The sequence below is a fragment of the Paucibacter sp. Y2R2-4 genome, from assembly GCF_025717535.1.
In the GTDB taxonomy this organism is placed as follows: domain Bacteria; phylum Pseudomonadota; class Gammaproteobacteria; order Burkholderiales; family Burkholderiaceae_C; genus Paucibacter_A.
This window is the reverse complement of the sequence record NZ_JAJIRO010000002.1, coordinates 664,624-691,049: the sequence shown is the minus strand read 5'-3', so window position 1 is coordinate 691,049 and position 26,426 is coordinate 664,624. Positions and strand designations below refer to the sequence as shown.

The window sequence follows — 26,426 nt, the reverse complement described above, 5'->3', positions numbered from 1 at the left end:
GCAATAAGTAGGATCCGGGGCAGTTCAGCGCGTTCAGTGTTTGTGGCCGGCGCCCGGCTTGCGCACGGTGACTTCGGCGCTGGCTGGCTTGAGGCTGGTTGGCTTGTCGCTGGCAGGGGCTTGTGGCTGTGGGGCTGCGGGCAGGGCGCCTTCGTAGAGGCGAGCCACGCTGCCCTTGGGCGCGCGCTCGGCCCACCAGCCCGGGTCGCTGTAGTCGCCTGGTTTTTGCTCGCGCCTCACCTTCAAGACGCTGAACATGCCGCCCATCTCAAGCCCGCCATAGGGGCCGGTGCCGGTCATCATTGGCGCGGTGTTCTCGGGCAAGGGCATCTCCATCTCGGCCATATCGGCCATGCCGCGCTCGCCCATCACCATGTAGTCGGGAATCAGCCGGGTGATCTTGGCGGCCAGGCCGCGGTGATCCACGCCGATCAGGTTCGGCACGTTGTGCCCCATGGCATTCATGGTGTGATGGCTCTTGTGGCAATGCAGGGCCCAGTCGCCCTCTTCATCGGCAATGAACTCGATCTGCCGCATTTGCCCCACCGCCACATCGGTGGTCACCTCGGGCCAACGGGCGCTTTTGGGCACCGGGCCACCGTCGGTGCCCGTGACCTCAAACTCATGGCCATGCAGATGGATGGGGTGGTTGGTCATGGTCAGATTGCCGACCCGCAGTCGTACCCGGTCGCCCTGGCGCACGTTTAGCGAATCGATGCCGGGGAAGATTCGGCTGTTCCAGGTCCAGAGGTTGAACTCTGTCATCGTCATCGGCTTGGGCGTGTAGCTGCCCGGCTCGACGTCATAGCTGGCCAGCAGGAAGCAGAAGTCACGCTGCACCTCGGCAATCTGCGGGTGATTGCGCTGCTTGGGGTGGGTGATCCACATACCCATCATGCCCATGGCCATCTGCGTCATCTCATCCGCATGCGGGTGGTACATGAACGTGCCGGGACGGCGTGCGGTGAACTCATAAACAAAGGTCTGGCCCGGCTTGATGGCGGGCTGCGTCAGGCCGGAGACGCCGTCCATGCCATTGGGCAGACGCTGGCCATGCCAATGCACGCTGGTGTGTTCGGGCAGGCGGTTGCTGACGTAGATGCGCACCCTGTCGCCTTCGACCACTTCGATGGTGGGGCCGGGCGATTGGCCGTTATAGCCCCACAGGTGTGCGCTGAAGCCGGGCGTCATTTCGCGCACCACCGGTTCGGCCACCAGATGGAATTCCTTGACGCCGGCATTCATGCGCCAGGGCAGGGTCCAGCCATTCAGGGTCACAACGGGGTTGTAGGGCCGGCCGTTCGGTGGAAGGAGTGGCGGCGCGGTGTCGGCGCTGCTGTGCTGCACCGCTTCGGGAATGGCGCTCAAGGCGACGCGCGACACGCTGGCCGCAGCCACTGCGCCCGCGCCTAAGAAAAGATTGCGACGGGAAACCATGGTGTTCACTTTCAATGGCCGCCGCTGGCTTCAGCGGCGGTGGACATGGGGGTGGCGGCGCTGCTGGAGCCGCTGGAGCCGCTGGAGCCGCTCGATCCGCTTAAGGGGCCCAGCAGCGCTTGATTCAAAGCCGCTTCGGCGATGAAGAAGTCGCGCTGCGCGGCAATGGCGGCGGCCACCGTGCTGATCTGGGTCCGGGCGTCGGCCAACAACTCAAAAGTGCCAATGAACATGCCGTTGTAGCGCAGCAGGTTCTCCTCCGAGATGCGTTTGCGCAATGGCACAAGCTCATCGCGATAGTGGCGTGCGATGTCGTAGAAGCTCCGGTATTGGCCATAAGCCTCGCGCGCCTCCGAGCGGGCCTGGATGGCAATTTGAGCGGTACGTTCCAAGGCCTGCATATAGCGAGACTCGGCATGGGCCAGCCGGGCCTCGCCCCAATCGAAGAGGGGCAATTCCAGGCTCAGCTCAAAGCCGCTTTGGGTGGGTTCCAGATTGCTGCGATTGCTGGCCAGGCCCAGCTCCAGCACATTGATGAAGCGGGTGCGGCGTGTCAGCCCCAGTTGCTCGGCGCTGAGTGCTGCGGCCTGTTTGGCGGCTTGCACATCCAGACGCTGCTCAATGGCGATTCGCTCCACTTCCGGCAGCTCGCGCGCCTGGGTCGGCAGGTCGGGCAGCCGATCGGGCAGCTTCAGCAGGCTGAGTTGCTGACCCCAAAGCCCTAGGCTGCGGACCAGGCGTTCGCGCTGCGAGCCGGCTTCCATCTCGGCGCGGGCTTGGCCCAACGCTGCGTCGGCGTAAAAGCTGTGTTCGCGTGCCTGTTGCAGCTTGTTCAGATTGCCGGCTTCGGCCATGCGCCGAGCCAGTTCGGCGCCGGCCTCAGCCGCGCTCATCACCTGCTGGCTGTAGTGCAGCAACTGTTGCGCCGCCAAGGCTTGCCAATAGGCGTGGCGCGCCTCGGCCGCCACGCTCAAGACTTGCAGACTCAAGTCCTGCTGCACCCGCTGCAGGTCTAAGGCGGCGATGCGTGCACTCGGGGCGCTGCTCAGCAAGCGCATCAGATTGAAGTGCAGGCCGCGTTCAATCTCTAACTCCTCGCCCCGGCGCATCCGCCCAATGCTGATGCCTGGATTGGGCAGACGGCTGGCTTGCACCAGCGCGGCGTCAGCGATGCCGAGTTGATGCATCTGCGCTTGCAGACCGCGGTGGTTGAGCAGGGCAATTTGCACTGCTCGGTCTGCTGTGAGCGTTGCTTGCTGCTGCAGAAGTTCAGTGACCCGAGCGTCGAGCGCCTCGCGCTGCTCGGGCGTACGCGCCCATTGAAGCTCTTGCTGCAGGCTTTGTTGGGCTTGCGCCTGAACGGGAGCAAAGCGCGCTTGTGGGTCCAAGCTGGCGCAACCGCTCAGCAGGGCGAGGCCCAGCCACAAGATGAGACTGCCGGAGCGAAGCTCTAGATTGAACCTCATGGCTGGCCTCCGTGATGATGGTGATGGGCTTGGCGCGGGGCGACCGCGCTGGCCGCTGAGGCCGCTGAGGCCGCAGGTGCAGCCTTGTCTGCTGCCGCCTCTTTGGCATAGGCGCGCCAGCCTCCGGCTTCCTGCACGCGCCGATTCGCCGCGCGCCAGTCGCGTGGCGTGATCGGGTCCGCAAAAGCTTTGTAGTCCTTCAAAGCGGCAGGAACGGGCTGTGCGCTGATGGGCGCGCCGGGGTCTGCCGGGGAGGGCTTGGCGTCCGCTTCGCTTGGCTGGGCTTGCAAGCCAGCGACCCAGGTCAGCAGCATGAAACTCAGTGTGAGACAGCTTCGGGCTTTGGCCATAGGCGCGCCGCATGCGGCGGTTGCTCGTGGCATGGCATGGTCTGTATGCATGAGGTCCTCGCGTGAGGATGAAAAAGAAGGAAAGCAGAGCCGCCGGCCTACGCGTCGTTCAAGGCCTGCCTTGATTGGGAACACGTGCGTGATTCAACACGCTGGGCAGTGCTCAGGACTCCCAGGCTTAAGGCAGCGCGGCTCAAGCCGAGCGCTTGGCCTCAAGCCAAAGGAGAAAACGCGAGGAAAGAGGCTTTGGGCGGCCGCTCGAGGCCGCCGGGCACGACGGCCAAGCTGGCGGGCTCTGGCGCGCTGCTGCGCAGGCTATGGCCGGAGGGGGCCTGGGCCATCACGGCGACGCTGGGCATCACTGCGGCGACACAGCAGTCGGCGCAGCCGCTGCTGCAGGCATGTGAGGGAGTGCTTGAGTCAGCCGAACGATGATCATCGCCGGCCAGTGCTGCAGCTTGCAGCATGGCTTGGTGATCATGGCCGGGAGCACTTGGCGAAGCCATGTCCATGGCCTCACGGTGCATGGCGTGCATGGCGTGAGCACCCTGCGACCCCTGCGAACTCTGTTCTAGCGTTTGCATGGCCGCATGGCTGCTGGCGCATGACAGCATCAACACCCGCGCCTGCGCCTGCAGAGGCAGCACCAGCGCAATCACCCAGACAAGGGTGCGCAGCCAGGCAAGGCTTTGAGGGTGCGACAGGGCGGACATAGAGCGCAGTTTAATGCAGCGGTCTTCGCGCGCGCTGTCGTTCACTCACGCGGGCCCTGGCCGCGCGTGAGGTCTTGAAGAGGCGATCAGTCTTCGTTGCTGAACACCAGCTTGACTTCATGCGATTGCTTTTCGCCGCTGCCTTCAAAGCGCCAGTCCATCAGGGCGCGGGTCACGGCCTTGTCGAAGACCTTGCGGGGTTGTGCTTCGACGATGTCAACGCCCGACACCGAGCCGTCGGCTTCGATGGCCATCTTGGCCTTGACGGTGCCCGACTTGATCGACTGCTTGCTGGCTTCTGGCGGGAACTCTGGCGGCACCTTCTTCAGGATCTTGGGTGCCGAGGCATAGGCGCTGAAGGCCACGGCGAGGGCGCCGCACAGAACAGAGGCCGAACGCAGCAGGCTGGGGAGGGAAGTCTTGCTCATGATGTCTTGTCTACGAGAAAAAAGTGAGGACGGAGAGAGAGAGGGGGGGAATTGGGAGTCAGGAAATGAATCAGTTCAGCAACTCAGGCATTCGCGCCGGCGGCTCGGAAGAAACCCACCGCGTCCAGCAGACGGGAGGAGCTGGACTTCAGCGCGTCGGTCGAGCGGCCCAGATCGTCCACCAAGGTGGTGTTTTGTTGGGTGGTGCGGTCCAGCTCATTCATGGCGTTATTGACCACGCCAACACCGGCCGCTTGCTCTTGGGCTGAGTGCGAAATCTCTTCGATCAGCTGGCCCATATTGTTGACTTCGTCGACCACGCTGCGGATGGTGATGCCGGCGTTGTTGACCAGAGCCGTGCCGTTCTCCACCTTGACCGAGGACTCCTGAATCAGGACCTTGATCTCCTTGGCCGCAGCGGCAGAACGAGAGGCCAGGGCGCGCACTTCCGAGGCCACCACCGCGAAACCGCGTCCATGTTCACCGGCACGCGCCGCTTCCACTGCGGCATTCAAAGCCAGGATATTGGTCTGGAAGGCGATGCCATCGATGACGCCGATGATGTCGCCAATCTTCTTGGAGCTGGCGCTGATTTCTTCCATGGTGTCGACCACCTTGGACACCACGGTGCCACCGGCCTGGGCCGATTGACGCGCCTTGGTGGCGATGCTGGCGGCACGGCGGGTCAGGTCGCTGGCGCCGTTCAGATTCGCGGCGATCTGTTCCACCGAGGCGGCGGTGTTTTGCAGGCTGGCGGCCGAGCGGGCGGTGCGGTCGGACAGGTTCACATTGCTGTCGGCAATGTCCGAGGAGTTCTGGGCCACTTCGCCGGCGGCGTCGCTGACGCTGCTGACCACGCCAGACAAGGCATGTTGCATGTCTTGCATGGCCTTGAGCATTTGTGCGAGTTCGTCCGAACCTTCCACGACGATGTGTTGGGTCAGGTCGCCGGAGCTGATGGCCTCGGCGGCTTGTTGCGCTTTTTGCGCCGGCAGGACGATGGAGCGAGCGATCACAAAGCCGCCGCCCACGCCGATCACGGCCGCCACGATCACCAGCACCGCGGTCAGCAAGATCGAGGAGCGGGCCATTTCACCGCCCTCAACGGCCAGCGTGCGGGCGCTGTCGAACTGCAGATCGACCAGGCCTTTGAGGCCGTCTTGATAGGCTTGTTGAGCGGGGCGCACATCGGTGATCAGGCTTTCACGGGCTTCATCCGGGCTGCCATCTTTTTGCACCTTGCGGAACTTGGTGACGGCGGCTGCGAACTTGAGCTCAGACTCTCGCACCGTGGCCACCAGGTCTTTCTCTTTGCCGCTGTCCAGCGTGGCTTCCAGGCTGCTCAGCTGCTTTTCGGTTTCTTGCAGCGCGGTGTCGATGGCCGTGTTTTGCTTCTTGATCTGGCGGGCTTCATCCAACAAGAGCAGGTCGCGAGAAGCGCGTGCGATCACGTTCACTTGGCCTTCCAGCGCATTCGCGGAAGCGATCTTCACCAGGCTGGAGTTGGCCGTGCGGTCCAAGTCTTTCGCCAGCCGATTGGCGGTCAGGGCGCCATAGCTGCCGATGGCAATCAACAACAAAATCAACAAGCCGTAACTGACGGCCAAACGCTGGCTGATGCGCAGCTGAGTCAAGAAATTCATGGGTGGAGAGCCCCTCGTCAAGGATTGTTTTTCAGGGCGCCCAGAACTGGCACGCGACGGATGTCTTGGCCGGGTTCTGACGCTGGCGCCGTAAAACGCCTGTTTGGCTTTCGACCCGGGCACTTGATTTCTTGATCAGGGTTTTCATGCGTTTCAACAGGCGCTGTGAATTAAGTCGCGCCTTGCTGGTTCAGTCATGTCGGCTTTCAAAAATCAGCCGAATTCAGCTCGCTTGGCGCGGTACCGAAGTGTCGGGCTTGGCGCTGCTTTTGCGTTCACGCGAGCGAAGGCCTGCCGTGAACAATTGCGCGGCAAATGCGGGGGAGATCCCCCGGATGGGGGCTTGCCCCAGCGTGGTGCTCAGTCGACCCGGCGTGTTTTTAGGCGCAGCACATCGACCGGGCGCACATCGGCCTCGCCATGAGGCTTGTTGCCCCAGGCATTGCGCACAAAGCTGGCCAGGGCGGCCTGCTGGGTGTCATCCAAGACGCCGCCAAAGGGCGGCATGCCGAAGGGGCGCGGGTTGTCCGCTGTGCTGGGCGCGAAGCCGCCGCGCTGGATGATGCGCAGCAGATTGGCTGGGTTGCTCATCAAGACCGTGCGGTTCTGGAGCAAGCTCGGATAGGCGCCGGCCACACCCTGGCCTTGAGCGCCGTGGCAGCTGGCGCAATGCTCGCCGTACAGCGCTTCGCCGATTTCGCGCAGCTTGAGTTCGGGCCTTTGCTGAGCCTTTGCCCCTGGGGCTGGATGCTGCGGCAGGCTTTGCAGATAAGTGGCCATCGCGTTCAGGTCCTCTTGACTGAGGTGCTGGGTGCTGCCTTGAATGACCTCGGCCATGGGCCCCAGCGCGCTGGAATGGGCGTTCAAACCGGTCTTCAACCACTGGGTCAGTGCTTGCTTGTCCCAGTGTGCAACGCTGCCTTCCTCTGCGGCGTGCAACGACGGGGCATACCAGCCCAGGCCTTCCAGCATGCCGCCGGAGAAGTCATTGGGGCCCGATGTGGCTCCCAAGGCGTTGCGCGTGGCATGGCAGGCATTGCAGTGGCCCAGGCCTTGGCTCAAATAGGCGCCGCGGTTCCACTCGGCACTCTGTTGGGGCTCAGGGTTATAGACCGCCGGCCGGAAATAGAGCGCACGCCACACTGCCATGGCGGCTTGTGTGTTGTATGGGAAGCGCAGTTCATGGGCGCGATTGGGCTGAGCAACGGCCGGCAAGCTGTGCAAATAGGCAAACAAGGCCTTGGCGTCTTCGCGTGTGAGCAAGCTGTAGTTGCTGAAGGGAAAGGCCGGCGTGTAGAGCCGCCCATCAGGGGCGCGGCCGTTGTGAAGTGCGGCCCAAAACTGAGCCTCGTTCCAGCGTCCCAGGCCGGTGTCAGCGTCCGGCGTCAGATTGGGCGCGAACACGCTGCCGAAGGGCGTGGGGATGGCGCGGCCGCCCGCATAGGGCGCGCCGCCGCGTGCGGTGTGGCAGCCCATGCAGTTGCCCACGCGTGCCAGGTACTCGCCGCGTTGCACCAGGCTGGCGCTCGATTCTTGGCGGCTGGCGGCTTGCTGTGCACCTTCATCCAAATGATTGAGGCTGTACAGCGCCAAGCCGCCCAAGCACCCCAGGCCCAGCAGCGCGATCAAGAGCCAGCGAGCGGTCTTGCTTTTCATTGCAGACCTCCACAGCTCATGGGCAGCGGCGCTGGCAAGGCTGCAGCGGGCTTGGCATTCGGAGCCAGGTTCTGCCCGGCCAGGAAATGCGAGATGGCATTGATCTCTTCAGTCGTCAGCAACTTGGCGATCTGGGCCATGCAGTCGGGCGCAACGGCGTGCCGAAGACCGCTGCGCCAGGCGCCTAACTGCCCGTTCAAATAGTCTCGCGGCAAGCCCAGCAGGCCAGGAATGAAGGGCTGCACACCGGTCAGCGCTTGGCCATGACATTGCACGCAGGCCGGCAGCTTGCGCACTGGGTCACCGTTCAAGATCAATTTTTGACCCTGGGCCAGCGCGCTTTGGGGCAAGCCGGGCGGCTGGCTGGGCGGGTAGGGCAGGCTCAGCTGCGCAAAGTAGCCGGCCAGCTCGTTCAGGTAGGCGTCGCTCAAGGGCTCGATCAGCTCGCTCATCGGGCCGTAATGGCGCCGGCCGTCGCGAAAATTGAGCAACTGTTTGTAAAGATAGCCCTGAGGCTTGCCGGCCAGACGTGGGTAATAGCCATCGGCCGCGGCCCGGCCCTCTTTGCCGTGGCACAAGGTGCAGGCCTGGGCGCGCTGTGCAATCGTGTCCTCAAAGCCGGGGGCGGCGTGCAGTTGTTGGGCTTGCAGCCCGAGCAGGCTCAAAAAACCCGTGATCAGCGCCCAGCGGCGCAGGCGAAGCAAGTTCATCAGTCGAGTCCTAGGAAATCAGCGAGCCTGGCGGGCACCAAAGATGGCCGAGCCGACGCGCACCAAGCTGGCGCCTTCTGCTACTGCAGCCTCCAGATCGGCACTCATGCCCATCGACAAGGTGTCGAACTGCGCACCAAGGCGGGCTTGCAACTGCTGATGCAGGGCGGCCAGGGCTCGGTGCGGCTGACGCTGAGATTCGAAGTCAGCGGCGGGCTCGGGGATGGCCATCAGGCCGCGCAGGCGCAGGCGCGGCAGGTCCGCCACGGCGGCCGCCAGCGCCGGCAAGTCGGCCGCGCTGACGCCGCTCTTGCTGGCCTCGCCGCTGATATTGACTTGCAAGCAAATGTTCAAGGGAGGCAAATGGGCCGGGCGCTGCTCGGACAGGCGCTGCGCCGTCTTCAAACGATCGACGCTGTGCACCCAGTCAAAAGTTTCGGCAACCGGCCGCGTCTTATTGCTTTGCAGCGGCCCGATCAGATGCCACTCAATAGCGCCGCGTAGATCGGCCAATTCGGCGATTTTGTCCAAGCCTTCCTGGACATAATTCTCGCCAAAGCAGCGTTCACCGGCGGCCACAGCCTCCCGCACAGCGCTGCCCGGAAAGGTCTTGCTGACCACCAGCAATGTGACACTTTGCACAGGCCGTCCGGCCAAAGCACAGGCCGCAGCGATGCGCCTGTGCTGTTCTTGTATGTTCTCGGCGATCGTCGCCATAATGGCTTTCAGCCCTCTGCCTGGAAAAAATGGACATCACTCAACTGTTGGCATTCTCGGTCAAGAACAAGGCCTCTGACTTGCACCTCTCGGCCGGCTTGCCTCCGATGATCCGGGTGCATGGGGATGTGCGGCGCATCAATGTCGAGGCGCTGGAGCACAAAGACGTGCACGACATGGTGTACGACATCATGAACGACTCGCAGCGCAAAATTTACGAAGAAGCGCTGGAGGTGGACTTCTCTTTTGAGATCCAGGGCCTGGCGCGCTTTCGCGTCAATGCCTTCAACCAAAACCGTGGCGCCGGCGCTGTGTTCCGAACCATTCCCAGCAAGATCTTGTCCTTGGAGCAGTTGAATGCGCCCAAGATCTTTGCCGAGCTGGCCTTGCGGCCGCGCGGCCTGGTCTTGGTGACGGGCCCAACCGGTTCGGGCAAGTCCACGACCTTGGCTGGCATGGTCAATCACCTGAACGAAAACGAGTACGGTCACATCCTCACCATCGAAGACCCGATCGAGTTTGTGCATGAGTCCAAGAAGAGCCTGATCAATCAGCGCGAGGTCGGGCCGCACACCATGAGTTTTGCCAACGCCCTGAAGTCGGCGCTGCGTGAAGACCCGGACGCGGTGCTGGTGGGTGAAATGCGCGACTTGGAAACGATTCGCTTGGCCCTGACCGCCGCTGAAACCGGCCACTTGGTCTTTGGCACCTTGCACACCAGCTCCGCCGCCAAGACGGTGGACCGTATCGTGGACGTCTTCCCTGCGGCCGAAAAAGAGATGGTGCGGGCCATGGTGTCTGAGTCTTTGGTGGCGGTGATCTCGCAGAGTCTTTGCAAGCTGAAGGATGGTTCGGGCCGTGTGGCCGCGCATGAAATCATGCTGGGCAATTCCGCGATTCGAAACCTGATTCGCGAGAACAAGGTGGCACAGATGTATTCCGCCATTCAAACGGGCAACAGCCAAGGCATGCAGACCTTGGATCAGAACCTGACCGACTTGGTCCGTCGCAACATCATCTCCCCCGCCGAAGCCCGCTCCAAAGCCAAGTTCCCGGAGAACTTTCCGGGCTAAAGCCCGGAAAGTTCGACGTCACTCATGTGGCGCAAGCCACGTGAGTGACGGCAAAATTTCCCAGCGAATTCACTGCTCAGGACCCCCATGGAACGCGATCAGGCCACCAAATTTATCAACGACCTCTTGCGCCTGATGATTTCGCGCAAGGGCTCGGACTTGTTTCTGACGGCCGATTTCCCGCCCGCCATCAAGGTGGACGGCAAGGTCACCAAGGTCTCGCCGCAGCCGCTGACCGGGCAGCACACGCTGCAATTGGCGCGGGCCATCATGAACGACAAGCAGGCGGCCGAGTTCGAGCGCAGCAAAGAGTGCAACTTCGCGATCTCTCCGCAAGGCGTTGGGCGCTTCCGGGCTAACGCTTTTATTCAGCAGGGTTCGGTTGGCCTGGTTTTGCGGACGATTCCGGCCGATGTACCCACCATCAGCTCGCTGGATTTGCCGCCGGTGCTGCGTCAAGTGGTGCAGGCCAAGCGGGGTTTGGTGATCGTGGTGGGCGCCACCGGCTCCGGCAAGAGCACCTCGTTGGCGGCCATGATCGATGAGCGCAACACCACCACCTACGGCCACATCATCACGATCGAAGACCCGATCGAGTTCGTCCATCCGCACAAGAACTGCATTGTCACCCAGCGCGAAGTTGGCATCGACACCGACAGCTGGGATCAAGCGCTGAAGAACACGCTGCGCCAAGCGCCGGACGTGATTCTGATGGGCGAGGTGCGCGACCGCGAGACCATGGAGCATGCGGTGGCCTTCGCTGAAACCGGCCATTTGTGCATGGCCACTTTGCACGCCAACAGCGCCAATCAGGCGCTGGACCGCATCATCAACTTCTTCCCCGAAGAACGGCGTGGCCAGTTGCTGATGGACCTGTCATTGAACCTGCGCGCGCTGGTGTCGCAGCGTTTGCTGCCGCGTCGCGAAGGCAAGGGCCGGGTGGCGGCGGTGGAGATCATGCTGAACTCGCCGCTGATCTCCGACCTGATCTTCAAGGGCGAAGTGGGCGAGATCAAAGAGATCATGAAGCGCTCTCGCGAGCAAGGCATGCAGACCTTTGACCAGGCCTTGTTTGATCTTTACGAGGTAGGCAAAGTCACTTACGAAGACGCGCTGCGCAATGCCGACTCGCTGAATGACCTGCGCTTGCAGATCAAGCTCAATAGCGAGCGCGCTCGCTCGGAGGATCTGTCCTCCGGCACCGAACATTTCACGATTGTTTGAGGACGACTTTCTTTTATGAGCACCCGAACTTATGAGGCCATTGCGCCGCTGAAGCTGGCTTTTCTGGGTCTGGGCGTGATGGGCTACCCCATGGCTGGGCATTTGCAGCGAGCCGGGCATGCGGTCACGGTCTACAACCGCACGGCCAGCAAAGCAGCAGCATGGGTGAGCGATTACGGCGGCAGTTCAGCCGCCACGCCTGCCGAGGCAGCGGCGGGCGCCGATATCGTGTTTGCCTGCGTCGGCAATGATGATGATCTGCGCTCGGTGGTCTTGGGCTCCAGCGGAGCTTTCGCTGGCATGAAGCCCGGCGCGGTGTTTGTCGATCACACCACCGCCTCGGCCGAGGTGGCGCGAGAGCTGTTTGCCTCAGCGCTTGAACAGGGCTTGCACTTTGTCGACGCACCGGTGTCTGGCGGCCAAGCCGGTGCGGTCAATGGCGCGCTCACCGTGATGTGCGGCGGTGACGCCGAACCCTTCGCGCAGATTCAACCGGTGGCTTTGGCTTTTGCCAAGGCGGTGACGCGGGTGGGTGAATCGGGTGCCGGCCAATTGGCCAAGATGGTGAATCAGATCTGCATCGCGGGCCTGGTGCAGGGCTTGGCGGAGGCGATTGCCTTTGGCGGCAAGGCCGGGCTGGATATGAAGCAGGTGCTGGATGTCATCGGCAAAGGCGCGGCGCAAAGCTGGCAGATGGACAACCGAGGCAAGACCATGGTGGACGGCCAGTTCAACTTCGGCTTTGCGGTCGACTGGATGCGCAAGGACCTGGGTCTGGTGCTGGACGAGGCGCGCCGCAATGGCGCGCGCCTGCCAGTGACGGCGGTGGTGGACCAGTTCTATGCCGATGTGCAAGCCGCAGGCGGCGGACGTCTCGACACCTCCAGCCTGATCAAGCGACTCAGCTGAGTCGCCGGACTCAGCTTTGCCTCAAGGGGCGACAGGCTTCGGTTCTGTCGCAGTTGCGGGTGTCGGCGCAGGTGCGGGCGCAGGAAGGATGCGCGCCAGCTCTTCTTCGCTGATGATGTCGAAGGCGCGGACCACCTTTTGCACGCCGCTGATGCTGCGTGTAATGGCGGCGGCGCGGGCGGCTTCACGCTCGGTGACTCGACCCATCAGGAAGACGGTGCCGCGCTCCACCACCACATAAAAAGCGTTTGAGATCAGCTCAGGAGCATCGACCAGGCTGGCCTTGATCTTGCTGGAAATCAACACATCGTTGGAGCGGCTGCTCAGCGAGGCGGCCGGCATCACGGTTGTCTCATTCAGCACGCTGCGCACGTTTTCGACACCGCTGACCAGGCTTTCCAGCTTGGCGCGATCGGCCTCGGTCGGCACTTCACCGGTCAGCAGAACCAGGCGGTTATAGCTGCTGACGGTGACGTGGGCGTTTTCGCTGATCTGACCCTTGATGCGCGAAGCGGCCTTGACCTCGATGCCCTTGTCTTCCACCTGGGTGCCGGAGGTGCGGCGGTCGGTAGCCACCAAGGCGCCCCCCACCATCGCGCCGCCAATCACCAAGGGCGCGCAGGCGCTGCTGAAGAGCGCGGCGCACAGGATGGCAGCCAGCAAGCGCTTGCTGGGGATGGTGTTCGTCTTGGAGTTCGTCAAAGTCATATCGGTCCTGTCATCCTGTCAGAGGCAAATTCAAAAAGGCTTATTCGCTGGCGCCGAGCAACTGCACATCCACCGCATCGCACAAGCAATGAGCCAGCAAACGTTGAGCTTCGGCCACGCGGGCCACGCGGCTGTGCTGAATGCGGATCTGCACATCGGTGTCGCGCAGCAAGGCGCGCATTTCGTCTTGCAGCCCGCCGGTCAGGGCAATGATGCTCATGTCTTGGGCGTGCGCCGCCTCCAAGACTGGCTGCCAGGCCGCGCTCAAAGTCGGCTGGGCATCGAACAAGAGCAGCAAATCACCAGGGTGACCGTGGGCTTGCACCTGGCGGGTCAAAGCCTCCTCGGCGGTGCAGCCATTGGCCTGCGCGTCCAGGCTCCAGGCGGCCAGACCAGGGCGGTCTTGCTCGAAGCGGCCCACCAGCAAGGCGGCCATATAAACCGCGTCCAACGACGATTGGCCAAAGCCGCAGCACAGCACCCGCCCCCCGCTGGTGATGCCGTCCATCAGCATCTGGGCGGCACTGGAGACCGGGCGTGAAAGGTTCTCGGCGACCTGGTAGAACAGGTCGGCGCTCTCGAAGAATTGTTGTTGGATGCGTTGCTCAAGCATGGGGCGGAATCATAGTTCAGCGCTGATCGAGGCCGGTTTCAAGGCTAACTCGGGGCTTAGCTGGCTTCGAAAGCGGCCTGAATCCACTCGATCTCGACCCCATCGATGGCCACCACATCGAATCTGCAGGGCGGCGGGCTGGCGTGTCGCAGCAGGTAATGCTGGGCGGCATAAATCAAGCGCCGCTGCTTGGCGGGACCGACGCTGGCCGCCGCCCCACCATGCGAGCGGTCGGCGCGCGCGCGCACCTCGCAAAACACCAAGCTGCCGTCCTGCGGGTCGCGCAGAATCAGGTCGACCTCTCCGGCCCGCGCGCTGGGGCCGGCCGCCACCTGATAATTGCGCTCCACCAGGCGCAGACCTTGCTGCTGCAAATACTGCAGCGCACGGTCTTCTGCCGCCGATCCAAGCCCTTGGGGAGAAGCCTTTTTGAACAACATTGCCGACGCCTCCCTGCTGATGCAGGCGGCCGCCGCTGCGGCCGGTGCTCAGCAGTATCCCGCAGCCACGCTCTATGTGGTGGCCACGCCGATCGGTAATTTGGCCGACATCACCTTGCGGGCCGTCCATGTTTTGGCTTTGGTGGACGCTGTGGCTTGCGAGGACACCCGTGTCAGCGCCGGGCTTTTGAGGCATCTGGGCTTGCACAAGCCCTTGATCAAACTGCATCAGCACAACGAGCATGAGGCCAGTGAGGCGCTGATTGCGCGCTTGCAGGCCGGTGAGCGCATTGCCTACATCAGCGATGCCGGTACGCCGGCGATTTCGGACCCGGGCGCCGTCTTGGTGGCGGCCGTGGCAAAGGCTGGCTTGCGGGTCTTTCCTGTGCCTGGCGTCAGCAGCACGGTCACGGCGCTCAGCGTGGCGGGCGATGTGGTGGCCGAGGGCTTTGAGTTCGCCGGCTTCTTGCCGACCAAGGCGGCGGAGCGCCGCAGTGCTTTGCAAGCCCTGTGTGGCAGTGCCCGCAGCCAGGTGCTGTTTGAGGCGCCGCATCGCATCAAGGCCTTGATTGACTTGCTGGCCGAGCTTTGCCCGGCGCAGACGGTGACGGTCTGCCGCGAGCTGACCAAGCAGTTTGAGACAGTTCACAGCGCCGCTGCAGCCAGTCTGCCGGCCTGGTTGGCGGCGGATGCGCAGCGTGAGCGCGGCGAGTTTGTGCTGGTCTTGCATGCGCAGAAAGCGGCCTCGCCGGGCGAAGCTGAGTTGCCCGCCGAAGCGCTGCGGGTGCTGCGCTTGCTGCTGGCGGACTTGCCCTTGAAGCAGGCCGTCGGTCTGGCCGCCGAGATCAGTGGCGCGCCTCGCAATGCCCTGTATGAATGGGCGCTGGCGCAGAAAAAAGAAGCCCGCTTCGACGACTAGTTTCGAAACGGGCTTTGGGGGCATTGGCTAAGAGGCGATAGACATCAGGCCTTGAGCGTTCTTATTGCCCGGCGACCTTGCCGTTGTGCTTGGCATGTTGAATGTCGCGGCTGGCCTTGTCTTGCATGGCGTGCAGCTTTTGGCGCTCTTTGTGAGTCACCGTGCCATCGGCCTTGGCCGTGGTTTCGACCTTGTTGATACGGGCCTGTTCACGCTCCAGATGTTGGGTTTCTTTGGCCGTCAGCGCGCCTGAGTTGGCGCCTTCGGCGATGCGGGCCTGCTGTTTGGCTTCTCTTTGGTCAATCTGGGGTGTGTTGCTGCCCGCCTGAGCCCAGCTGCTCAGTGCGGCAATGGCCAAGACGGTGAAGCTGCGGGCGATCGTGTTCATGAACATCTATCCATCCAATCTCGAAGTCAGGGCGTTATTGCCAGGGCACGAACAGCGGGTGGGCAACTGGGTTCTTGCTTGCCGCTGTGTCGCGTTGCAGGTTCAACGTCCAGGGTCCTCGGCTTGGATGACGGCGCTTGCGTAACATTTTGTGAAGTTACGAGAAGGCCTTCAGGCTGAGCCTTCAGCGTGCCCTGCAGCCATGCGTTGTTCCGCACTTGCTAGGCGACCTTTGGCGGGCGTCAGGACCCCGGCACGGCCCAGGCCAAAGGCCGGCATATTCACGTAGATGTTTTCAAAGCCGCCGGGGCGAACAGCATAGGTCTCATGCCAGATGCCCACCGAGCCATCGCTGCCCACGGCTTTGTTGAAAGCCTTCCAGGCCGGCAGATGTTCGGACTGCTTGTCCTTGGCGTAGGCCAGCAGTTGTTCCATCGAACGCCAGTACTGCACCAGGATGAGGGTGCGCGAGAACCACATCTCGGCATTCAGCAGACCCGAGTTGGGTTGCGCCTGCAGTTCACGCAACATGCGGGGCATGGCGCTGGCCACCGGCCACCATTTGTGAACCCGCCAGGGTTTGTTGATGCGCATGCCGATCAAGAAGACCACGTAATCTCCCTCGAGCTGCGCCGTCATGCGCTCGCAAATCACAGGTCCGCTCACGCCAGTACCTCCTGGGCTGCTGGGCGGGTAGGGGTGTTGATGCCCAGGGCTTGCAGACTGTCTTGCACGGCTTTGAGCAAGGGGGTGTGCGGCGGCTCGCCGATCAGTTCGCGCAGTTCGCGGTCGTCCAAGCGGTGCGGTCTTTGCCAGAGATAGCGCATCTCGGCAATGGCGCGCCAGCTGGCCACAAAGGGAGCGCCGAGGCGAATCAGTCCCCAGGGCAAACGACTTGCCTGGAGCGGCCGGCCCCAAGCCTGCTCCAAGGCTTGATGCAAGACCTGACCCTCCAGGGTGTGGCCGCTGAAATGCAGGCGCTGATGGCCGCTGATCTCTGCATGGTGCTCCGCCACACGCACAAAGCAATCCGCCAAGTCGGGCAGATAGGCCCAGGCATGGGGCAAGTCCAAGGGGCCGGGGTGGACGACCTGACCCTTGTGGATGCGGCTGACCAAGGCCAAGTCAAACCAAGAGCCACGCCCAGGCCCGCCAAAAAAGTCACCGGCTCGCAGCACCACCGAACGCAGCTGCGGCGCCGCGGCTGCCATGCGCGCTTCCAGCTCAATCCGCAGCCCGGCCTTGGGCGTGTTGGCTTGCTCGGCGGTGCGCCCTTGCTCCAGCAAAAGCGCAGGAAGCTGATTGCCGAAGTTGTAGACATTGCCGGGCAAGATCAGCAGGGCGTTCAAGGCCAGGGCTGTGTCTTGAGCCGCCGCAGCCAGCGGCAGCAGCAATTCATCCCATTCGGTGTAGGGCGGGTTCAAGGCATTGATGAGCACCTGCGCGCCTTGGCCACCGATCCGCAAAGCCTCGCGGTCGAGCGCATCACAGTGCAAGGCTTGGACGCCCGCCAAAGCTGCGAACTTGGGGGGCAAAGGCTTGCGTGCCTGGGCCAGCACCTGCCAGCCAGCGCTCGAAAAGGCTTGCACCAAGCAGAGCCCGAGCCGCCCGGCAGCACCAAGAATAAGGACGGTCTTGTTCGGGGAAGAAAGGCTTGGATTCATGACTTTGGGTCTTGCGCCAGGGCGCTAGCGGTGTCGATGAGGCCAGTGTCCGCGCCGGGGCAGGATTGCGGAAGTCAAGGTTTTGTATTGCGGCTATTCATGTTTGAATAGCGAATGCGCGCGAATTCACTTGACTGGTCTTTGTTGCAAACCTTTTTGGTGCTGGCCGAAACCGGCTCTTTGAATCGCGCCGCGCCTGTTTTGGGCCAAAGCCAGCCGACCTTGAGCCGGCAATTGGCCGCGCTGGAAGCGGCCTTGGGTCAGAGCTTGTTTGAGCGCCACGCCAGGGGCTTGAGCTTGACTCCTGCCGGCCAGGCCTTGCTGCCAGCGGCCCAGCGCATGCGGGAGGGCGCGCAAGAGTTAGCGTTGGCTCTTTCCGCCCAGGATCAGTCTTTGGCCGGCACGGTGCGCTTGACGGCCAGCGAAATCGTCTGCGCTTACTTCCTGCCCCCGGTGCTGAGCGACTTGCGCCGCCGGTACCCAGAAATCCAGATCGAGCTGGTGGCCAGCAACGAGGTGGAAAACCTGCTCGAGCGCAGCGCCGATATCGCGCTGCGCATGGTGAGGCCCGAGCAAGCCACCTTGGTGGCACGCAAATTGGGTGAGTGGCCGGTGGGGGTGTTTGCGCATCGAGACTATGTGGCGCGTCAAGGCATGCCGACCATGGCGACCGTGCTCAGCCATCAGTGGTTGGGCTATGACCGCAATGAGCAGATGTTGCGCGGCTTTGCGGCGGCAGGCTTTGTGGTCCAGCCGGATTTCTTTGGCTTTCGCTGCGACAACCAGGTGGTGGTGTGGGAGGCCATGCGCGCCGGCATGGGGCTGGCCGTGGGGGCGCTGGCGCTGGCGGCTCGCGAGCCAGACTTGGTGCAGGTCCTGCCGGAAATCCAAATTCCGGCCCTGCCCATGTGGCTGACCGCGCACCGGGAGTTGCGCGACACGCCGCGCTTGCGCTTGGTGTTTGACGCGCTGGCGGTGGCTTTCTCCGCTTGAGCCCTGCCGGGCACAAGGGGACTCAGCGGCAGACGGCGCTGAGGCGCCACCGCTCCTACAATGGCTCGCATGATTTCTCGCGAACCCACTCTTGCCCGCCTGGCGGCGGCCCGCAGCCAATTGCTGGAGCCTTACGGCCTCAGCGAGGCGGTCTTGACCAAAGCCTTGCGACTGATCACCGAACACCGGGTCGATGACGCTGATCTGTACTTCCAGACCACGCGCGCCGAGGGCTGGAGTCTGGAAGAAGGCATCGTCAAGAGCGGCAGTTTCAGCATCGACCAGGGCGTGGGTGTGCGCGCGGTGGCGGGCGAGAAAACGGCCTTCGCCTACTCTGACGATATCTCTGAGGCGGCCATCATCGATGCTGCTTTGACGGTGCGCGCGATTGCAGCCGCCGGGCAAAGCCGCCGCGTCAAGGTGCCCAGCCAGCCGACGGTCTCGGCCAGTCGCTCGCTGTATGGCGCCGCCGACCCTATTGCAAGCTTGGACAGCACCGAGAAGGTGGCCCTGCTGGAGCGCGCCGAGCGCATGGCTCGCGCCAAAGACCCGCGCGTGGCTCAGGTGATGGCCGGCTTGGCCGCCGAACATGATGTGGTCTTGGTGGCCCGTGCCGATGGCACCTTAGCTGCCGATGTGCGCCCGCTGGTGCGCCTGAGCGTGACGGTGATTGCGGAGAGCAATGGCCGCCGCGAGGTTGGCAGCGGTGGCGGCGGTGGCCGTTTCGGACTGGCCTATTTCACCGATGAAATGATTGCCAGCTATGTTGACCAAGCGGTCACTGCGGCCTTGACGAATCTGGAGTCGCGCCCGGTGCCGGCTGGCGAAATGACGGTCGTGCTCGGCCCTGGCTGGCCTGGGGTGCTCTTGCATGAAGCGATCGGCCACGGCCTGGAAGGCGACTTCAACCGCAAGGGCTCGAGCGCGTTTGCCGGCCGCATTGGCCAGCGGGTGGCGGCCAAGGGCGTCACGGTCCTGGACGACGGCACGCTGCCGGATCGCCGTGGTTCGCTCAACGTCGACGACGAGGGTTGTGCCTCGCAGCGCAATGTGCTGATCGAGGACGGCATCTTGAAGGGCTATATCCAAGACGCGATGAATGCGCGTCTGATGAAGGTGCCCCCGACCGGCAACGGTCGCCGCGAAAGCTATGCCCACACGCCGATGCCGCGCATGACCAACACCTATATGTTGGGCGGCGACAAAGACCCGCAAGAGATCGTCGCCAGCATCAAGCGCGGCATCTACGCCACCAACTTCGGCGGCGGCCAAGTGGATATCACATCCGGCAAGTTTGTCTTCTCGGCCAGCGAAGCCTTCTGGGTCGAGAACGGCAAGATCCAGTATCCGGTCAAGGGTGCCACCATCATTGGCAGCGGCCCGGAAGCCCTCACTCGCGTCAGCATGATTGGCAACGATATGCAGCTGGATACGGGTGTTGGCGTCTGCGGCAAAGAGGGCCAGAGCGTGCCGGTGGGCGTGGGTCAGCCGACCTTGCGCATCGACGGTTTGACTGTCGGCGGCACTGCCTGATCGCAGCCATGACTGTTGTTGCAAGGCCGCAGCCCGGCGGCGGCTTGCAAGAATCGCGTGCTACATTCAAAGCCATGCACTCGCCAAAGACTTATTTCTTTAGCTTTTTTTGGTTCTCTAACCGCACCGGCGGCCGAGAGGCGAGAGCGTAAGCAGGATAAGCATCAAGCAAAGCGCACAAATCTCTAGAAACCGCCGGGTCCACCACCCGGCGGTTTTTTTTCGTCTGAGCGCTGCTTCATCTGAAACCGAATCCAGACCACGGAAAGTGAGAGTTAGCCCATGAATGCCAAGTCCGCCAAACCGGAGATTCAGGCCGAACGCTGGTACTCGCAAGAGGACAAGACCAGTGCGACCGATGACGAACGCATCGTCGACATCACACCGCTGCCGCCACCAGAGCACCTGATTCGTTTCTTCCCGATCCGTGGCACGCCGATGGAGCAGCTGATCGCCAGCACGCGCCACAGCATTCGCAAAATCATGCAGCGCAAGGATGATCGCCTGCTGGTGATCATTGGCCCTTGCTCTATCCATGACCCCTCAGCGGCGCTGGAATACGCACGCCGATTGATGGTGCAGCGAGAGAAGTACGCCGACACGCTGGAGATCGTCATGCGGGTCTACTTCGAAAAGCCGCGCACCACGGTCGGCTGGAAGGGTTTGATCAATGACCCCTATCTGGACGAAAGCTACCGCATCGACGAGGGCCTGCGTATCGCGCGTCAGCTGCTGTTGGAGATCAATCGGCTGGGCATGCCGGCGGGTTCGGAGTTCTTGGATGTGATCTCGCCGCAGTACATCGGCGACCTGATTTCCTGGGGCGCTATCGGTGCACGCACCACCGAGAGCCAGGTGCACCGCGAACTGGCGTCGGGCCTGTCGGCACCGATCGGCTTCAAGAACGGCACCGATGGCAATATCAAGATCGCCACCGATGCCATTCAAGCAGCGGCTCGCGGCCACCATTTCTTGTCCGTGCACAAGAATGGTCAAGTCGCCATTGTTGAGACCAAGGGCAATAAGGACTGCCACGTCATCCTGCGCGGCGGCAAAGCGCCCAATTACGACGCCGAAAGCGTGGCCGCAGCTTGCAAGGACTTGGCCGCTGCCAAGCTCGACACCACGCTGATGGTGGACTGCTCGCATGCCAACAGCTCCAAGCAGCATCTGCGCCAGCTGGAAGTGGCGCGCGATGTGGGCGCGCAAATCGTGGCCGGCGGCAAGAACATTTTTGGCGTGATGGTGGAAAGCCATTTGCACGACGGCGCACAAAAGTTCACCCCGGGCAAGGACGACGCGAGCAAGCTGGAGTACGGCAAGAGCATCACCGATGCTTGCTTGGGCTGGGATGATTCGCTCGAGGCTTTGGAGGTGCTCAGCGCTGCCGTCAAGGCGGCGCGCTCCTGAGGAAGGCTGCCGTCAAGGCGGCGCGCTCCTGAGGAAGGCTGCCGTCAAGGCGGCGCGCTCCTGAGGAAGGCTGCCATCAAAGCTGCGCTCGCTTGAGTTCTGCGCCAGAATCGAGCCGCTCTCATTCACGAAAGGCCCGCGATGCGCAGTGAAGTGAAGGTCGTGTTCAGTCCGGTGCAACAGTTCGATCTGGTGGTGGACGCCGGCGAGGTTTTGAGCTTCGAGGCCTCACGGCTATGGCTGGATGAGCAGTACGTCAAGTACGAGTGCGAGCCGATGCGCGGCTCGGGCAAGGTCTTGTTGGCCGACAAGATCTTGGGGGTGGCGGCTGCGGCCGGGCCGGTGGCTTTTTCAGACCCGGCCTGGGCTTTGGACTATGCGCGCGCCACCAGCGGGGCGCTCAGCAAAGCCTTGCTGCGGGTGGATGTGGCCAAGCGCACGCTGAGCTACTGAGCTCGGGTTCCTAAGAGCTCAGCTGCGGCGCCGGCAGTTGCCAGCCGTAGCGCAGTGCCGCCAGACGTAGCGCCACCACCATCAACATGCCGGCGATAAAGGCGGCTTGGCGCGGCAGGCCCAGGGCCCGCAGCGCCAGATAGCCGGCAATGCCGCCGATCGCGGCGCTGGCGTAAATATCGCGCCGCAGCAGCAGGGGCACTTGGCTGGTCAAAAGGTCGCGCATCACGCCGCCGCCGCTGGCGGTGATGGTGCCCAGCAGCACCACGACCAAACGCGACTTGCCGGCCTCTTCGGCAATCTCGGCGCCGCACAGGGCAAACAAGGCCAAGCCCAAGGTATCGGCAATCACCAAAGCGCCATTGCCAGTGGCCAGCAAATGGCCCCAGCTATTCGCAAGCAAGGCGGTGAACAAGGCGGTCAGGCCAATGACCTTGATATAGCGGGTGTCGCGCATCCAGAAAATCGGGTGGCGGCCCAAGAGCAGGTCGCGCAGCGTGCCGCCGCCGATGGCGGTGATGGCGGCCAAAACCAAGACGCCAAACAGATCGAGCCGGGCTTGCATGGCCGCCAAGGCGCCGCTGATGGCGAACACGGCCACGCCGGCCAGGTCCATCCAGTACAAAACAATGCGGGCCTTGGGGGTGAGGGATTCTTGGGGGGACTGGGGGCGGGAACTCATGGGCGACATTTTCGCAGCTGAGTGCCTGTGCTTTTCACCTTGTAGCGGCAGGGGTCTTGAAGCCCCGCCACTTGGCCCCACATCGTGCTCACGACCGCAAGGTCGGCCGGGTTGGCCTTGACTCTCAGGCTTTCAGCAGAGCCAGGCGACCCGCCATCGACGATTTTGTTTTTTGAGAAGAGCTTCAGACATGACAAAGCAAACCCATGCCTTCCAGGCCGAGGTCAAGCAGATCCTGCACCTCGTCACCCATTCGCTCTATTCCAACAAGGAAATCTTCCTGCGCGAGTTGGTGTCCAACGCCTCCGACGCTTGCGACAAGCTGCGCTTCGAGGCGCTGGACAATGCCGCGCTGTTTGAGGACACGCCGAACCTGGAGGTGCGTGTTTCCTTCGACGAAGCCGCCCGCACCGTCACCATCAGCGACAACGGCATTGGCATGAGCGAGGAAGAGGCGATTGCCCACCTCGGCACGATCGCCAAGAGCGGCACGCGCGAATTCATGGCCAAGTTGGAAGGCGACCAGAAAAAGGACGCCAACCTGATCGGTCAGTTCGGCGTGGGCTTCTACTCCGGCTTCATCGTCGCCGACCGCATCACGGTGGAAACCCGCCGTGCTGGCGTGGCCGCCGAAGCCGGCGTGCGCTGGACCTCGGAAGGCACCGGCGACTACGAAGTCGAAGCCATCACCAAGGCCGGCCGTGGCACCGATGTGATCTTGCATCTGCGCGAAGGCGAGGACGAGTTCCTCAAGACTTGGCGCCTGAAATCGGTGATCAGCAAATACTCCGACCACATCTCGCTGCCCATTCTGATGAAGAAGGAAGAGTGGGACGCTGAGGCCGCCAAGCAGGTGATGAAAGACGAATGGGAGTCGGTCAACAAGGCCTCGGCCCTGTGGTCGCGTTCCAAGAGCGAAGTCACGCAAGAGCAGTACGACGAGTTCTACAAGCAGATCAGCTACGACACCGAAGCGCCGCTGGCCCACACCCACAACCGGGTGGAAGGCCGCAGCGAGTACACGCAGCTGCTCTACATCCCCAAGAAGGCCCCGTTCGACTTGTGGAACCGCGACAAACGCGGCGGCGTCAAGCTTTACGTCAAGCGCGTCTTCATCATGGATGATGCCGAGGCGCTGATGCCGGTCTACCTGCGCTTCGTCAAGGGCGTGATCGACTCGGCCGACCTGCCGCTCAACGTCAGCCGCGAGTTGCTGCAGGAAAGCCGCGATGTGAAGGCGATCCGCGAAGGCTCGACCAAGCGCGTGCTGGGCATGCTGGAGTCACTGGCCGACAGCGAAGACGCCGCCGAGCGCGCCAAGTACGCCGACTTCTGGAAGGACTTCGGTTCGGTCTTGAAGGAAGGTGTGGGCGAGGACCATGCCAACCAAGAGCGCTTGGCCAAGCTCTTGCGCTTTGCCTCGACGCACGCCGACGAAGGCGTCTCGTTGGTCGACTACCTGAAGCGCGCCAAGGAAGACCAAGAAGCGATTTACTACATCACCGCCGACTCGCTCAGTGCCGCCAAGAACAGCCCGCAGCTGGAGATCTTCCGCAAGAAGGGCATCGAGGTGTTGCTGCTGGTCGACCGCGTCGACGAGTGGATGCTCTCGCATCTGTACGAGTTCGAAGGCAAGAGCCTGCAATCAGTGGCCAAGGGCGCCATCGACCTGGGCAAGCTGCAGGACGAAGACGAGAAGAAGAAGGCCGAAGAAGCGGCCGAAACCTTCAAGCCGCTGCTGGACCGTCTGAAAGAAGCGCTGAAAGAGCGCGCCAAGGATGTGCGCGTCTCCACCCGCTTGGTCGACTCGCCTGCCTGTATCGTGGTGGAAGAGGGCGATATGAGCGGTCATCTGGCCCGCCTGCTCAAGCAAGCCGGCCAAGCCGCGCCGACCTCGCTGCCGACCTTGGAGATCAACGCCGAGCACGCCCTGGTCAAGAAGCTGGAAGCCTCGACGCAATTCGATGATTTGGCGAACGTGATCTTTGATCAGGCGGTGCTGGCCGAAGGCGGCCATTTGGAAGACCCGGCGGCCTATGTGAAGCGCGTCAACGCGATGCTGCTGGCCTAAGACTTAGCCCTCACTTCGAACAAAAGCCCCGACAGCTGCGAAGCTGCGGGGCTTTTTCTATGTCTGTTGGGCTAAGCGATTACTTGAAGCCTTCGTCGAACTGCACGTCATCGTCGCGGAAATCGTCCAGCGGCCGCTCGTCCTTGGGCCGCATGGCCTCCAGTTGTTCGCCCAGTTTGGCGACTTGGTCATGCCAATAGTTGGAGCTGCCGAACCAAGGGAAGGCCAGCGGGAAGGCCGGGTCGTTCCATCGTTTGGCCAGCCAGGCGCTGTGATGAATCATGCGCAAGGTACGCAAGGGTTCGATCAGGTTCAGTTCGCGGCGGTCGAACTCAGCGACGGTTTCATAGCCGTCCAAGATCCACATCAATTGCTGGCGCGCCGCCACTTCGTCGCCTGACAAGAGCATCCACAAGTCCTGTACTGCCGGACCGGTGACCGCATCGTCCAGGTCGACGAAATGCGGGCCATGGTCGGGCGTCCAGAGGATGTTGCCGGGGTGGCAGTCACCGTGCAGGCGCAGCGTTTGCAAGTCTGGAATGGCATCAAAGATTTGCTGGATGCGGGCCAGGCAGGCTTGCACCATGGCATCCCAGGCCGGCAGCACTTCGATCGGTATGCAGTCCAAGTCGAGCAGCAAAGTTCGAGCGAGCTGGCCCGGCTGCTCGCCTACCCAGCTCAAGCGGTGCTCAAACGGGCGCTGGCGCCCGACATTGTGCAAACGGCCGAGCAGGCGGCCGATCCAGCTCAAGACCTCGCGATCTTCCAACTCGGGCGCGCGGCCGCCTTGGCGCGGCGTGACGGCAAAGCGCTGGTCGCCAAAATGGGCCAGTGTTGCTGGGTCGCCCGCCAGCCTCAGCTGTGCTTTGGCGTCGCTGAGCGTCCAGGGGGCTGCGACGGGCACCTCGGCCTCGGCCAGCTCGCGCGCAAACTGGTGCTCTTCCAAGATTTGGGCATCGCTCCAGCGGCCGGGGCGGTAGAACTTGGCGACGGCAATGCGGCCATCTTCCAGATGCACTTGCAGCACCCGGTTTTCGTAGGAGTTCAGTTGCAGCATGCGGCCGTCGCCGAACAAGCCAGCCGCGTCGAGCGCGTCCAGCATGAATTCGGGCGTCAGCGCACCGAAGCTGCGGTCCAGGTCTGGATTCATGGGCTGAGAAAAGAAAAACGGCGCCGGACCTTGTTCGGTCCGGCGCCGCAGTATCGCTTGCTGCGCCGCTTGATGTTGCGACGCAGCCGATTCAGCCCATTCGCTCAGCGCGGCAAGCGACCGCCGTAGCGCGGTGAATCCACCACCATGCCGACGATGTCATTGGGGGCTTCGTCCGGGAAGTGAGAGTCCACATTCATGGGTTCCACAAAGGAAGTCAGCCCTTGAAAGCTGTTTGCGCCTGCGGGCCGCCCTGCTCGTGGCAATTCGCTGCCGGCCGCGGTGTCAAAGCGGCTGTCAGGCGCGAAAAAAGAATCGTGGAACACGGCAGAGTCTTGCCACAGGCCATGGCGACCGGCAGAAGCCTTGCCGGAGGTGGTCGTGGCACTGCTGCGTGCTGCTGCGCGTTGAATGGCGGAGCGTGCCGCGGCGGTGGAACTCGGGGGGGGCGCGGGCTGCGGGCCACGCGCGCTGCTGTTGGTGAAGGGCACCAGCAGTTGCAGTTCGGCGGCGCTGGGCAGGTTGTCAATCGAGCAGCGCAGATAGCGCACGCGGCAGGCGCCCAGTACCGATTGTTTGATCTGCAGGCTGCGGCTGGAGATGCTGCGCTCGCCGTCCAAGTCGACTGCGGCCAGCACCCGGCCATTCGGGCTGCAGATGGCGAAGGTCACATGAATGGCGCCCAGCAGTTCAAACCAGTAGCGCACCTCGCTGGCCTCGGTGGGCTGGCAAAAACGCACCAGCGGCAGCTTGGCCAGGATGACGTGATGGGGCAGGGCCTCTTTGAGCAGGCGGTAAACCCGACGCTCCTCGGCATTGAACACCGGCCGAGCGGTCAAGGACCATTCGGTGGGCAGGGGCTTGCTGGTCGGCGCGGGCCGACGCAGCGCCCAATACACAGCGAAAGCCAGCATGGCAAAGCCAGCAAGCAGCGCGATCACCCAAGGAATGGTTGTTTGCATGTCCCTCGACAGCCCATAAGTTTGAATTGCGCCTGTATTGCAGCGCTTATGAACTCAATGTAGCGCAGTTCGGTGACAGCAAACTCAGGTGCTACCCCCGGTCTGAGTGGGGTG

General features: G+C 62.8%; 27 protein-coding genes. 9 read left to right on the top strand and 18 right to left on the bottom strand.

Annotated features, from left to right (window positions below):
• Window positions 1-33 precede the first annotated feature (33 nt).
• From LNV06_RS09995 to LNV06_RS09955, 9 genes are all read right to left on the bottom strand, one after another.
• A complete protein-coding gene (locus LNV06_RS09995; protein ID WP_263538096.1) occupies window positions 34-1,437 on the bottom strand; it encodes a multicopper oxidase family protein in 1,404 nt (467 codons plus the stop codon).
• Window positions 1,438-1,448: 11 nt separating this feature from the next.
• The gene (locus tag LNV06_RS09990; protein ID WP_263538095.1) at window positions 1,449-2,903 is read right to left on the bottom strand and encodes a TolC family protein; all 1,455 of its coding nucleotides are present in this window, start codon (window positions 2,901-2,903) and stop codon (window positions 1,449-1,451) included.
• The gene (locus LNV06_RS09985; RefSeq protein ID WP_263538094.1) at window positions 2,900-3,217 is read right to left on the bottom strand and encodes a hypothetical protein; all 318 of its coding nucleotides are present in this window, start codon (window positions 3,215-3,217) and stop codon (window positions 2,900-2,902) included. The genes LNV06_RS09990 and LNV06_RS09985 overlap by 4 nt, the downstream gene beginning before the upstream one ends.
• Window positions 3,218-3,465: 248 nt before the next feature.
• Window positions 3,466-3,966: a hypothetical protein gene (locus tag LNV06_RS09980; protein WP_263538093.1), complete on the bottom strand. Its 501-nt coding sequence runs from the start codon at window positions 3,964-3,966 to the stop codon at window positions 3,466-3,468.
• A gap of 86 nt (window positions 3,967-4,052) precedes the next feature.
• Complete coding sequence (locus LNV06_RS09975; protein ID WP_263538092.1) at window positions 4,053-4,394, bottom strand: TonB family protein; 342 nt, start codon at window positions 4,392-4,394, stop codon at window positions 4,053-4,055.
• A gap of 83 nt (window positions 4,395-4,477) precedes the next feature.
• On the bottom strand, window positions 4,478-6,037 hold the full coding sequence (locus LNV06_RS09970) for a methyl-accepting chemotaxis protein (RefSeq protein WP_263538091.1): 1,560 nt from the start codon (window positions 6,035-6,037) through the stop codon (window positions 4,478-4,480).
• 360 nt (window positions 6,038-6,397) lie between these two features.
• Window positions 6,398-7,693, bottom strand: coding sequence for a cytochrome c (locus tag LNV06_RS09965; RefSeq protein ID WP_263538090.1), 1,296 nt, complete (start codon window positions 7,691-7,693; stop codon window positions 6,398-6,400).
• Window positions 7,690-8,403: a c-type cytochrome gene (locus LNV06_RS09960; RefSeq protein WP_263538089.1), complete on the bottom strand. Its 714-nt coding sequence runs from the start codon at window positions 8,401-8,403 to the stop codon at window positions 7,690-7,692. The genes LNV06_RS09965 and LNV06_RS09960 overlap by 4 nt, the downstream gene beginning before the upstream one ends.
• A gap of 18 nt (window positions 8,404-8,421) precedes the next feature.
• On the bottom strand, window positions 8,422-9,120 hold the full coding sequence (locus LNV06_RS09955; RefSeq protein WP_263538088.1) for a YggS family pyridoxal phosphate-dependent enzyme: 699 nt from the start codon (window positions 9,118-9,120) through the stop codon (window positions 8,422-8,424).
• 29 nt (window positions 9,121-9,149) lie between these two features.
• Between LNV06_RS09955 and LNV06_RS09950 the strand changes: the two genes are divergently transcribed.
• From LNV06_RS09950 to LNV06_RS09940, 3 genes are all read left to right on the top strand, one after another.
• Window positions 9,150-10,193: a type IV pilus twitching motility protein PilT gene (locus tag LNV06_RS09950; protein WP_263538087.1), complete on the top strand. Its 1,044-nt coding sequence runs from the start codon at window positions 9,150-9,152 to the stop codon at window positions 10,191-10,193.
• Window positions 10,194-10,280: 87 nt separating this feature from the next.
• A complete protein-coding gene (locus LNV06_RS09945; RefSeq protein WP_263538086.1) occupies window positions 10,281-11,417 on the top strand; it encodes a PilT/PilU family type 4a pilus ATPase in 1,137 nt (378 codons plus the stop codon).
• Between the two features lie 15 nt (window positions 11,418-11,432).
• Window positions 11,433-12,326: an NAD(P)-dependent oxidoreductase gene (locus LNV06_RS09940; protein ID WP_263538085.1), complete on the top strand. Its 894-nt coding sequence runs from the start codon at window positions 11,433-11,435 to the stop codon at window positions 12,324-12,326.
• A 21-nt stretch (window positions 12,327-12,347) separates the two neighbouring features.
• On the opposite strand, the gene LNV06_RS09935 is transcribed toward LNV06_RS09940, so the two are convergent.
• Genes LNV06_RS09935 through LNV06_RS09925 form a run of 3 tightly spaced genes read right to left on the bottom strand, consistent with a single transcriptional unit; the run spans window position 12,348 to window position 14,087 of the window.
• Window positions 12,348-13,034 (bottom strand): BON domain-containing protein, encoded by a 687-nt coding sequence (locus LNV06_RS09935; protein ID WP_263538084.1) that lies wholly within the window; start codon window positions 13,032-13,034, stop codon window positions 12,348-12,350.
• Between the two features lie 40 nt (window positions 13,035-13,074).
• Window positions 13,075-13,647, bottom strand: coding sequence for an SIS domain-containing protein (locus LNV06_RS09930; RefSeq protein WP_263538083.1), 573 nt, complete (start codon window positions 13,645-13,647; stop codon window positions 13,075-13,077).
• 56 nt (window positions 13,648-13,703) lie between these two features.
• Window positions 13,704-14,087 carry a YraN family protein gene (locus LNV06_RS09925; protein WP_263538082.1) on the bottom strand — a complete coding sequence of 128 codons (384 nt, stop codon included), beginning with the start codon at window positions 14,085-14,087 and terminating at the stop codon, window positions 13,704-13,706.
• Here LNV06_RS09925 and rsmI point away from each other — a divergent pair.
• Window positions 14,077-15,006, top strand: a complete 930-nt coding sequence (rsmI, locus tag LNV06_RS09920; protein WP_263538081.1) for a 16S rRNA (cytidine(1402)-2'-O)-methyltransferase — start codon at window positions 14,077-14,079, stop codon at window positions 15,004-15,006. The two genes, LNV06_RS09925 and rsmI, sit on opposite strands and share 11 nt — an antisense overlap.
• Before the next feature lie 61 nt (window positions 15,007-15,067).
• Here the strand turns inward: rsmI and LNV06_RS09915 are convergent, their stop codons facing one another.
• From LNV06_RS09915 to LNV06_RS09905, 3 genes are all read right to left on the bottom strand, one after another.
• Window positions 15,068-15,394 (bottom strand): hypothetical protein, encoded by a 327-nt coding sequence (locus tag LNV06_RS09915; RefSeq protein WP_263538080.1) that lies wholly within the window; start codon window positions 15,392-15,394, stop codon window positions 15,068-15,070.
• A gap of 171 nt (window positions 15,395-15,565) precedes the next feature.
• Complete coding sequence (locus LNV06_RS09910; RefSeq protein WP_263538079.1) at window positions 15,566-16,060, bottom strand: DUF4188 domain-containing protein; 495 nt, start codon at window positions 16,058-16,060, stop codon at window positions 15,566-15,568.
• Window positions 16,057-17,058, bottom strand: coding sequence for an NmrA family NAD(P)-binding protein (locus tag LNV06_RS09905; protein WP_263538078.1), 1,002 nt, complete (start codon window positions 17,056-17,058; stop codon window positions 16,057-16,059). Before LNV06_RS09905 ends, LNV06_RS09910 begins: the two co-directional genes overlap by 4 nt.
• Before the next feature lie 114 nt (window positions 17,059-17,172).
• Here LNV06_RS09905 and LNV06_RS09900 point away from each other — a divergent pair, with 114 nt between their 5' ends.
• The 4 genes from LNV06_RS09900 to LNV06_RS09885 all read left to right on the top strand — a co-directional run bounded on the left by LNV06_RS09900 (window position 17,173) and on the right by LNV06_RS09885 (window position 21,447).
• Window positions 17,173-18,051, top strand: a complete 879-nt coding sequence (locus LNV06_RS09900) for a LysR family transcriptional regulator (protein ID WP_263538077.1) — start codon at window positions 17,173-17,175, stop codon at window positions 18,049-18,051.
• Window positions 18,052-18,120: 69 nt separating this feature from the next.
• Complete coding sequence (tldD, locus tag LNV06_RS09895; RefSeq protein WP_263538076.1) at window positions 18,121-19,584, top strand: metalloprotease TldD; 1,464 nt, start codon at window positions 18,121-18,123, stop codon at window positions 19,582-19,584.
• A 282-nt stretch (window positions 19,585-19,866) separates the two neighbouring features.
• Window positions 19,867-20,994 carry a 3-deoxy-7-phosphoheptulonate synthase gene (locus LNV06_RS09890; RefSeq protein ID WP_263538075.1) on the top strand — a complete coding sequence of 376 codons (1,128 nt, stop codon included), beginning with the start codon at window positions 19,867-19,869 and terminating at the stop codon, window positions 20,992-20,994.
• Between the two features lie 141 nt (window positions 20,995-21,135).
• Complete coding sequence (locus LNV06_RS09885; protein WP_263538074.1) at window positions 21,136-21,447, top strand: hypothetical protein; 312 nt, start codon at window positions 21,136-21,138, stop codon at window positions 21,445-21,447.
• Window positions 21,448-21,457: 10 nt separating this feature from the next.
• Here LNV06_RS09885 and LNV06_RS09880 read toward each other — a convergent pair whose 3' ends face one another.
• The gene (locus tag LNV06_RS09880; RefSeq protein ID WP_263538073.1) at window positions 21,458-22,129 is read right to left on the bottom strand and encodes a trimeric intracellular cation channel family protein; all 672 of its coding nucleotides are present in this window, start codon (window positions 22,127-22,129) and stop codon (window positions 21,458-21,460) included.
• 190 nt (window positions 22,130-22,319) lie between these two features.
• Here LNV06_RS09880 and htpG point away from each other — a divergent pair, with 190 nt between their 5' ends.
• Entirely contained in the window at window positions 22,320-24,200 is a 1,881-nt protein-coding gene (htpG, locus tag LNV06_RS09875; protein ID WP_263538072.1) for a molecular chaperone HtpG, read from the top strand.
• 79 nt (window positions 24,201-24,279) lie between these two features.
• Here the strand turns inward: htpG and LNV06_RS09870 are convergent, their stop codons facing one another.
• The gene (locus LNV06_RS09870) at window positions 24,280-25,350 is read right to left on the bottom strand and encodes a serine/threonine protein kinase (protein WP_263538071.1); all 1,071 of its coding nucleotides are present in this window, start codon (window positions 25,348-25,350) and stop codon (window positions 24,280-24,282) included.
• 104 nt (window positions 25,351-25,454) lie between these two features.
• Window positions 25,455-26,312 carry a DUF2726 domain-containing protein gene (locus tag LNV06_RS09865; protein ID WP_263538070.1) on the bottom strand — a complete coding sequence of 286 codons (858 nt, stop codon included), beginning with the start codon at window positions 26,310-26,312 and terminating at the stop codon, window positions 25,455-25,457.
• Between the last annotated feature and the right edge of the window lie 114 nt (window positions 26,313-26,426).

What these genes read in the sequence shown, in the direction of transcription:
- htpG (WP_263538072.1), top strand. Translation starts at nt 22,320, where the DNA reads ATGACAAAGCAAACCCATGCCTTCCAGGCCGAGGTCAAGCAGATCCTG.
- LNV06_RS09915 (WP_263538080.1), bottom strand. Translation starts at nt 15,394, where the DNA reads ATGAACACGATCGCCCGCAGCTTCACCGTCTTGGCCATTGCCGCACTG.
- LNV06_RS09955 (WP_263538088.1), bottom strand. Translation starts at nt 9,120, where the DNA reads ATGGCGACGATCGCCGAGAACATACAAGAACAGCACAGGCGCATCGCT.
- tldD (WP_263538076.1), top strand. Translation starts at nt 18,121, where the DNA reads ATGATTTCTCGCGAACCCACTCTTGCCCGCCTGGCGGCGGCCCGCAGC.
- LNV06_RS09890 (WP_263538075.1), top strand. Translation starts at nt 19,867, where the DNA reads ATGAATGCCAAGTCCGCCAAACCGGAGATTCAGGCCGAACGCTGGTAC.
- LNV06_RS09930 (WP_263538083.1), bottom strand. Translation starts at nt 13,647, where the DNA reads ATGCTTGAGCAACGCATCCAACAACAATTCTTCGAGAGCGCCGACCTG.
- LNV06_RS09990 (WP_263538095.1), bottom strand. Translation starts at nt 2,903, where the DNA reads ATGAGGTTCAATCTAGAGCTTCGCTCCGGCAGTCTCATCTTGTGGCTG.
- LNV06_RS09945 (WP_263538086.1), top strand. Translation starts at nt 10,281, where the DNA reads ATGGAACGCGATCAGGCCACCAAATTTATCAACGACCTCTTGCGCCTG.
- LNV06_RS09885 (WP_263538074.1), top strand. Translation starts at nt 21,136, where the DNA reads ATGCGCAGTGAAGTGAAGGTCGTGTTCAGTCCGGTGCAACAGTTCGAT.
- LNV06_RS09950 (WP_263538087.1), top strand. Translation starts at nt 9,150, where the DNA reads ATGGACATCACTCAACTGTTGGCATTCTCGGTCAAGAACAAGGCCTCT.
- LNV06_RS09960 (WP_263538089.1), bottom strand. Translation starts at nt 8,403, where the DNA reads ATGAACTTGCTTCGCCTGCGCCGCTGGGCGCTGATCACGGGTTTTTTG.
- LNV06_RS09985 (WP_263538094.1), bottom strand. Translation starts at nt 3,217, where the DNA reads ATGCTGCTGACCTGGGTCGCTGGCTTGCAAGCCCAGCCAAGCGAAGCG.
- LNV06_RS09905 (WP_263538078.1), bottom strand. Translation starts at nt 17,058, where the DNA reads ATGAATCCAAGCCTTTCTTCCCCGAACAAGACCGTCCTTATTCTTGGT.
- LNV06_RS09965 (WP_263538090.1), bottom strand. Translation starts at nt 7,693, where the DNA reads ATGAAAAGCAAGACCGCTCGCTGGCTCTTGATCGCGCTGCTGGGCCTG.
- LNV06_RS09975 (WP_263538092.1), bottom strand. Translation starts at nt 4,394, where the DNA reads ATGAGCAAGACTTCCCTCCCCAGCCTGCTGCGTTCGGCCTCTGTTCTG.
- LNV06_RS09900 (WP_263538077.1), top strand. Translation starts at nt 17,173, where the DNA reads ATGCGCGCGAATTCACTTGACTGGTCTTTGTTGCAAACCTTTTTGGTG.
- LNV06_RS09970 (WP_263538091.1), bottom strand. Translation starts at nt 6,037, where the DNA reads ATGAATTTCTTGACTCAGCTGCGCATCAGCCAGCGTTTGGCCGTCAGT.
- LNV06_RS09935 (WP_263538084.1), bottom strand. Translation starts at nt 13,034, where the DNA reads ATGACTTTGACGAACTCCAAGACGAACACCATCCCCAGCAAGCGCTTG.
- LNV06_RS09980 (WP_263538093.1), bottom strand. Translation starts at nt 3,966, where the DNA reads ATGTCCGCCCTGTCGCACCCTCAAAGCCTTGCCTGGCTGCGCACCCTT.
- LNV06_RS09865 (WP_263538070.1), bottom strand. Translation starts at nt 26,312, where the DNA reads ATGCAAACAACCATTCCTTGGGTGATCGCGCTGCTTGCTGGCTTTGCC.
- LNV06_RS09925 (WP_263538082.1), bottom strand. Translation starts at nt 14,087, where the DNA reads ATGTTGTTCAAAAAGGCTTCTCCCCAAGGGCTTGGATCGGCGGCAGAA.
- LNV06_RS09880 (WP_263538073.1), bottom strand. Translation starts at nt 22,129, where the DNA reads ATGAGTTCCCGCCCCCAGTCCCCCCAAGAATCCCTCACCCCCAAGGCC.
- LNV06_RS09995 (WP_263538096.1), bottom strand. Translation starts at nt 1,437, where the DNA reads ATGGTTTCCCGTCGCAATCTTTTCTTAGGCGCGGGCGCAGTGGCTGCG.
- LNV06_RS09870 (WP_263538071.1), bottom strand. Translation starts at nt 25,350, where the DNA reads ATGAATCCAGACCTGGACCGCAGCTTCGGTGCGCTGACGCCCGAATTC.
- LNV06_RS09940 (WP_263538085.1), top strand. Translation starts at nt 11,433, where the DNA reads ATGAGCACCCGAACTTATGAGGCCATTGCGCCGCTGAAGCTGGCTTTT.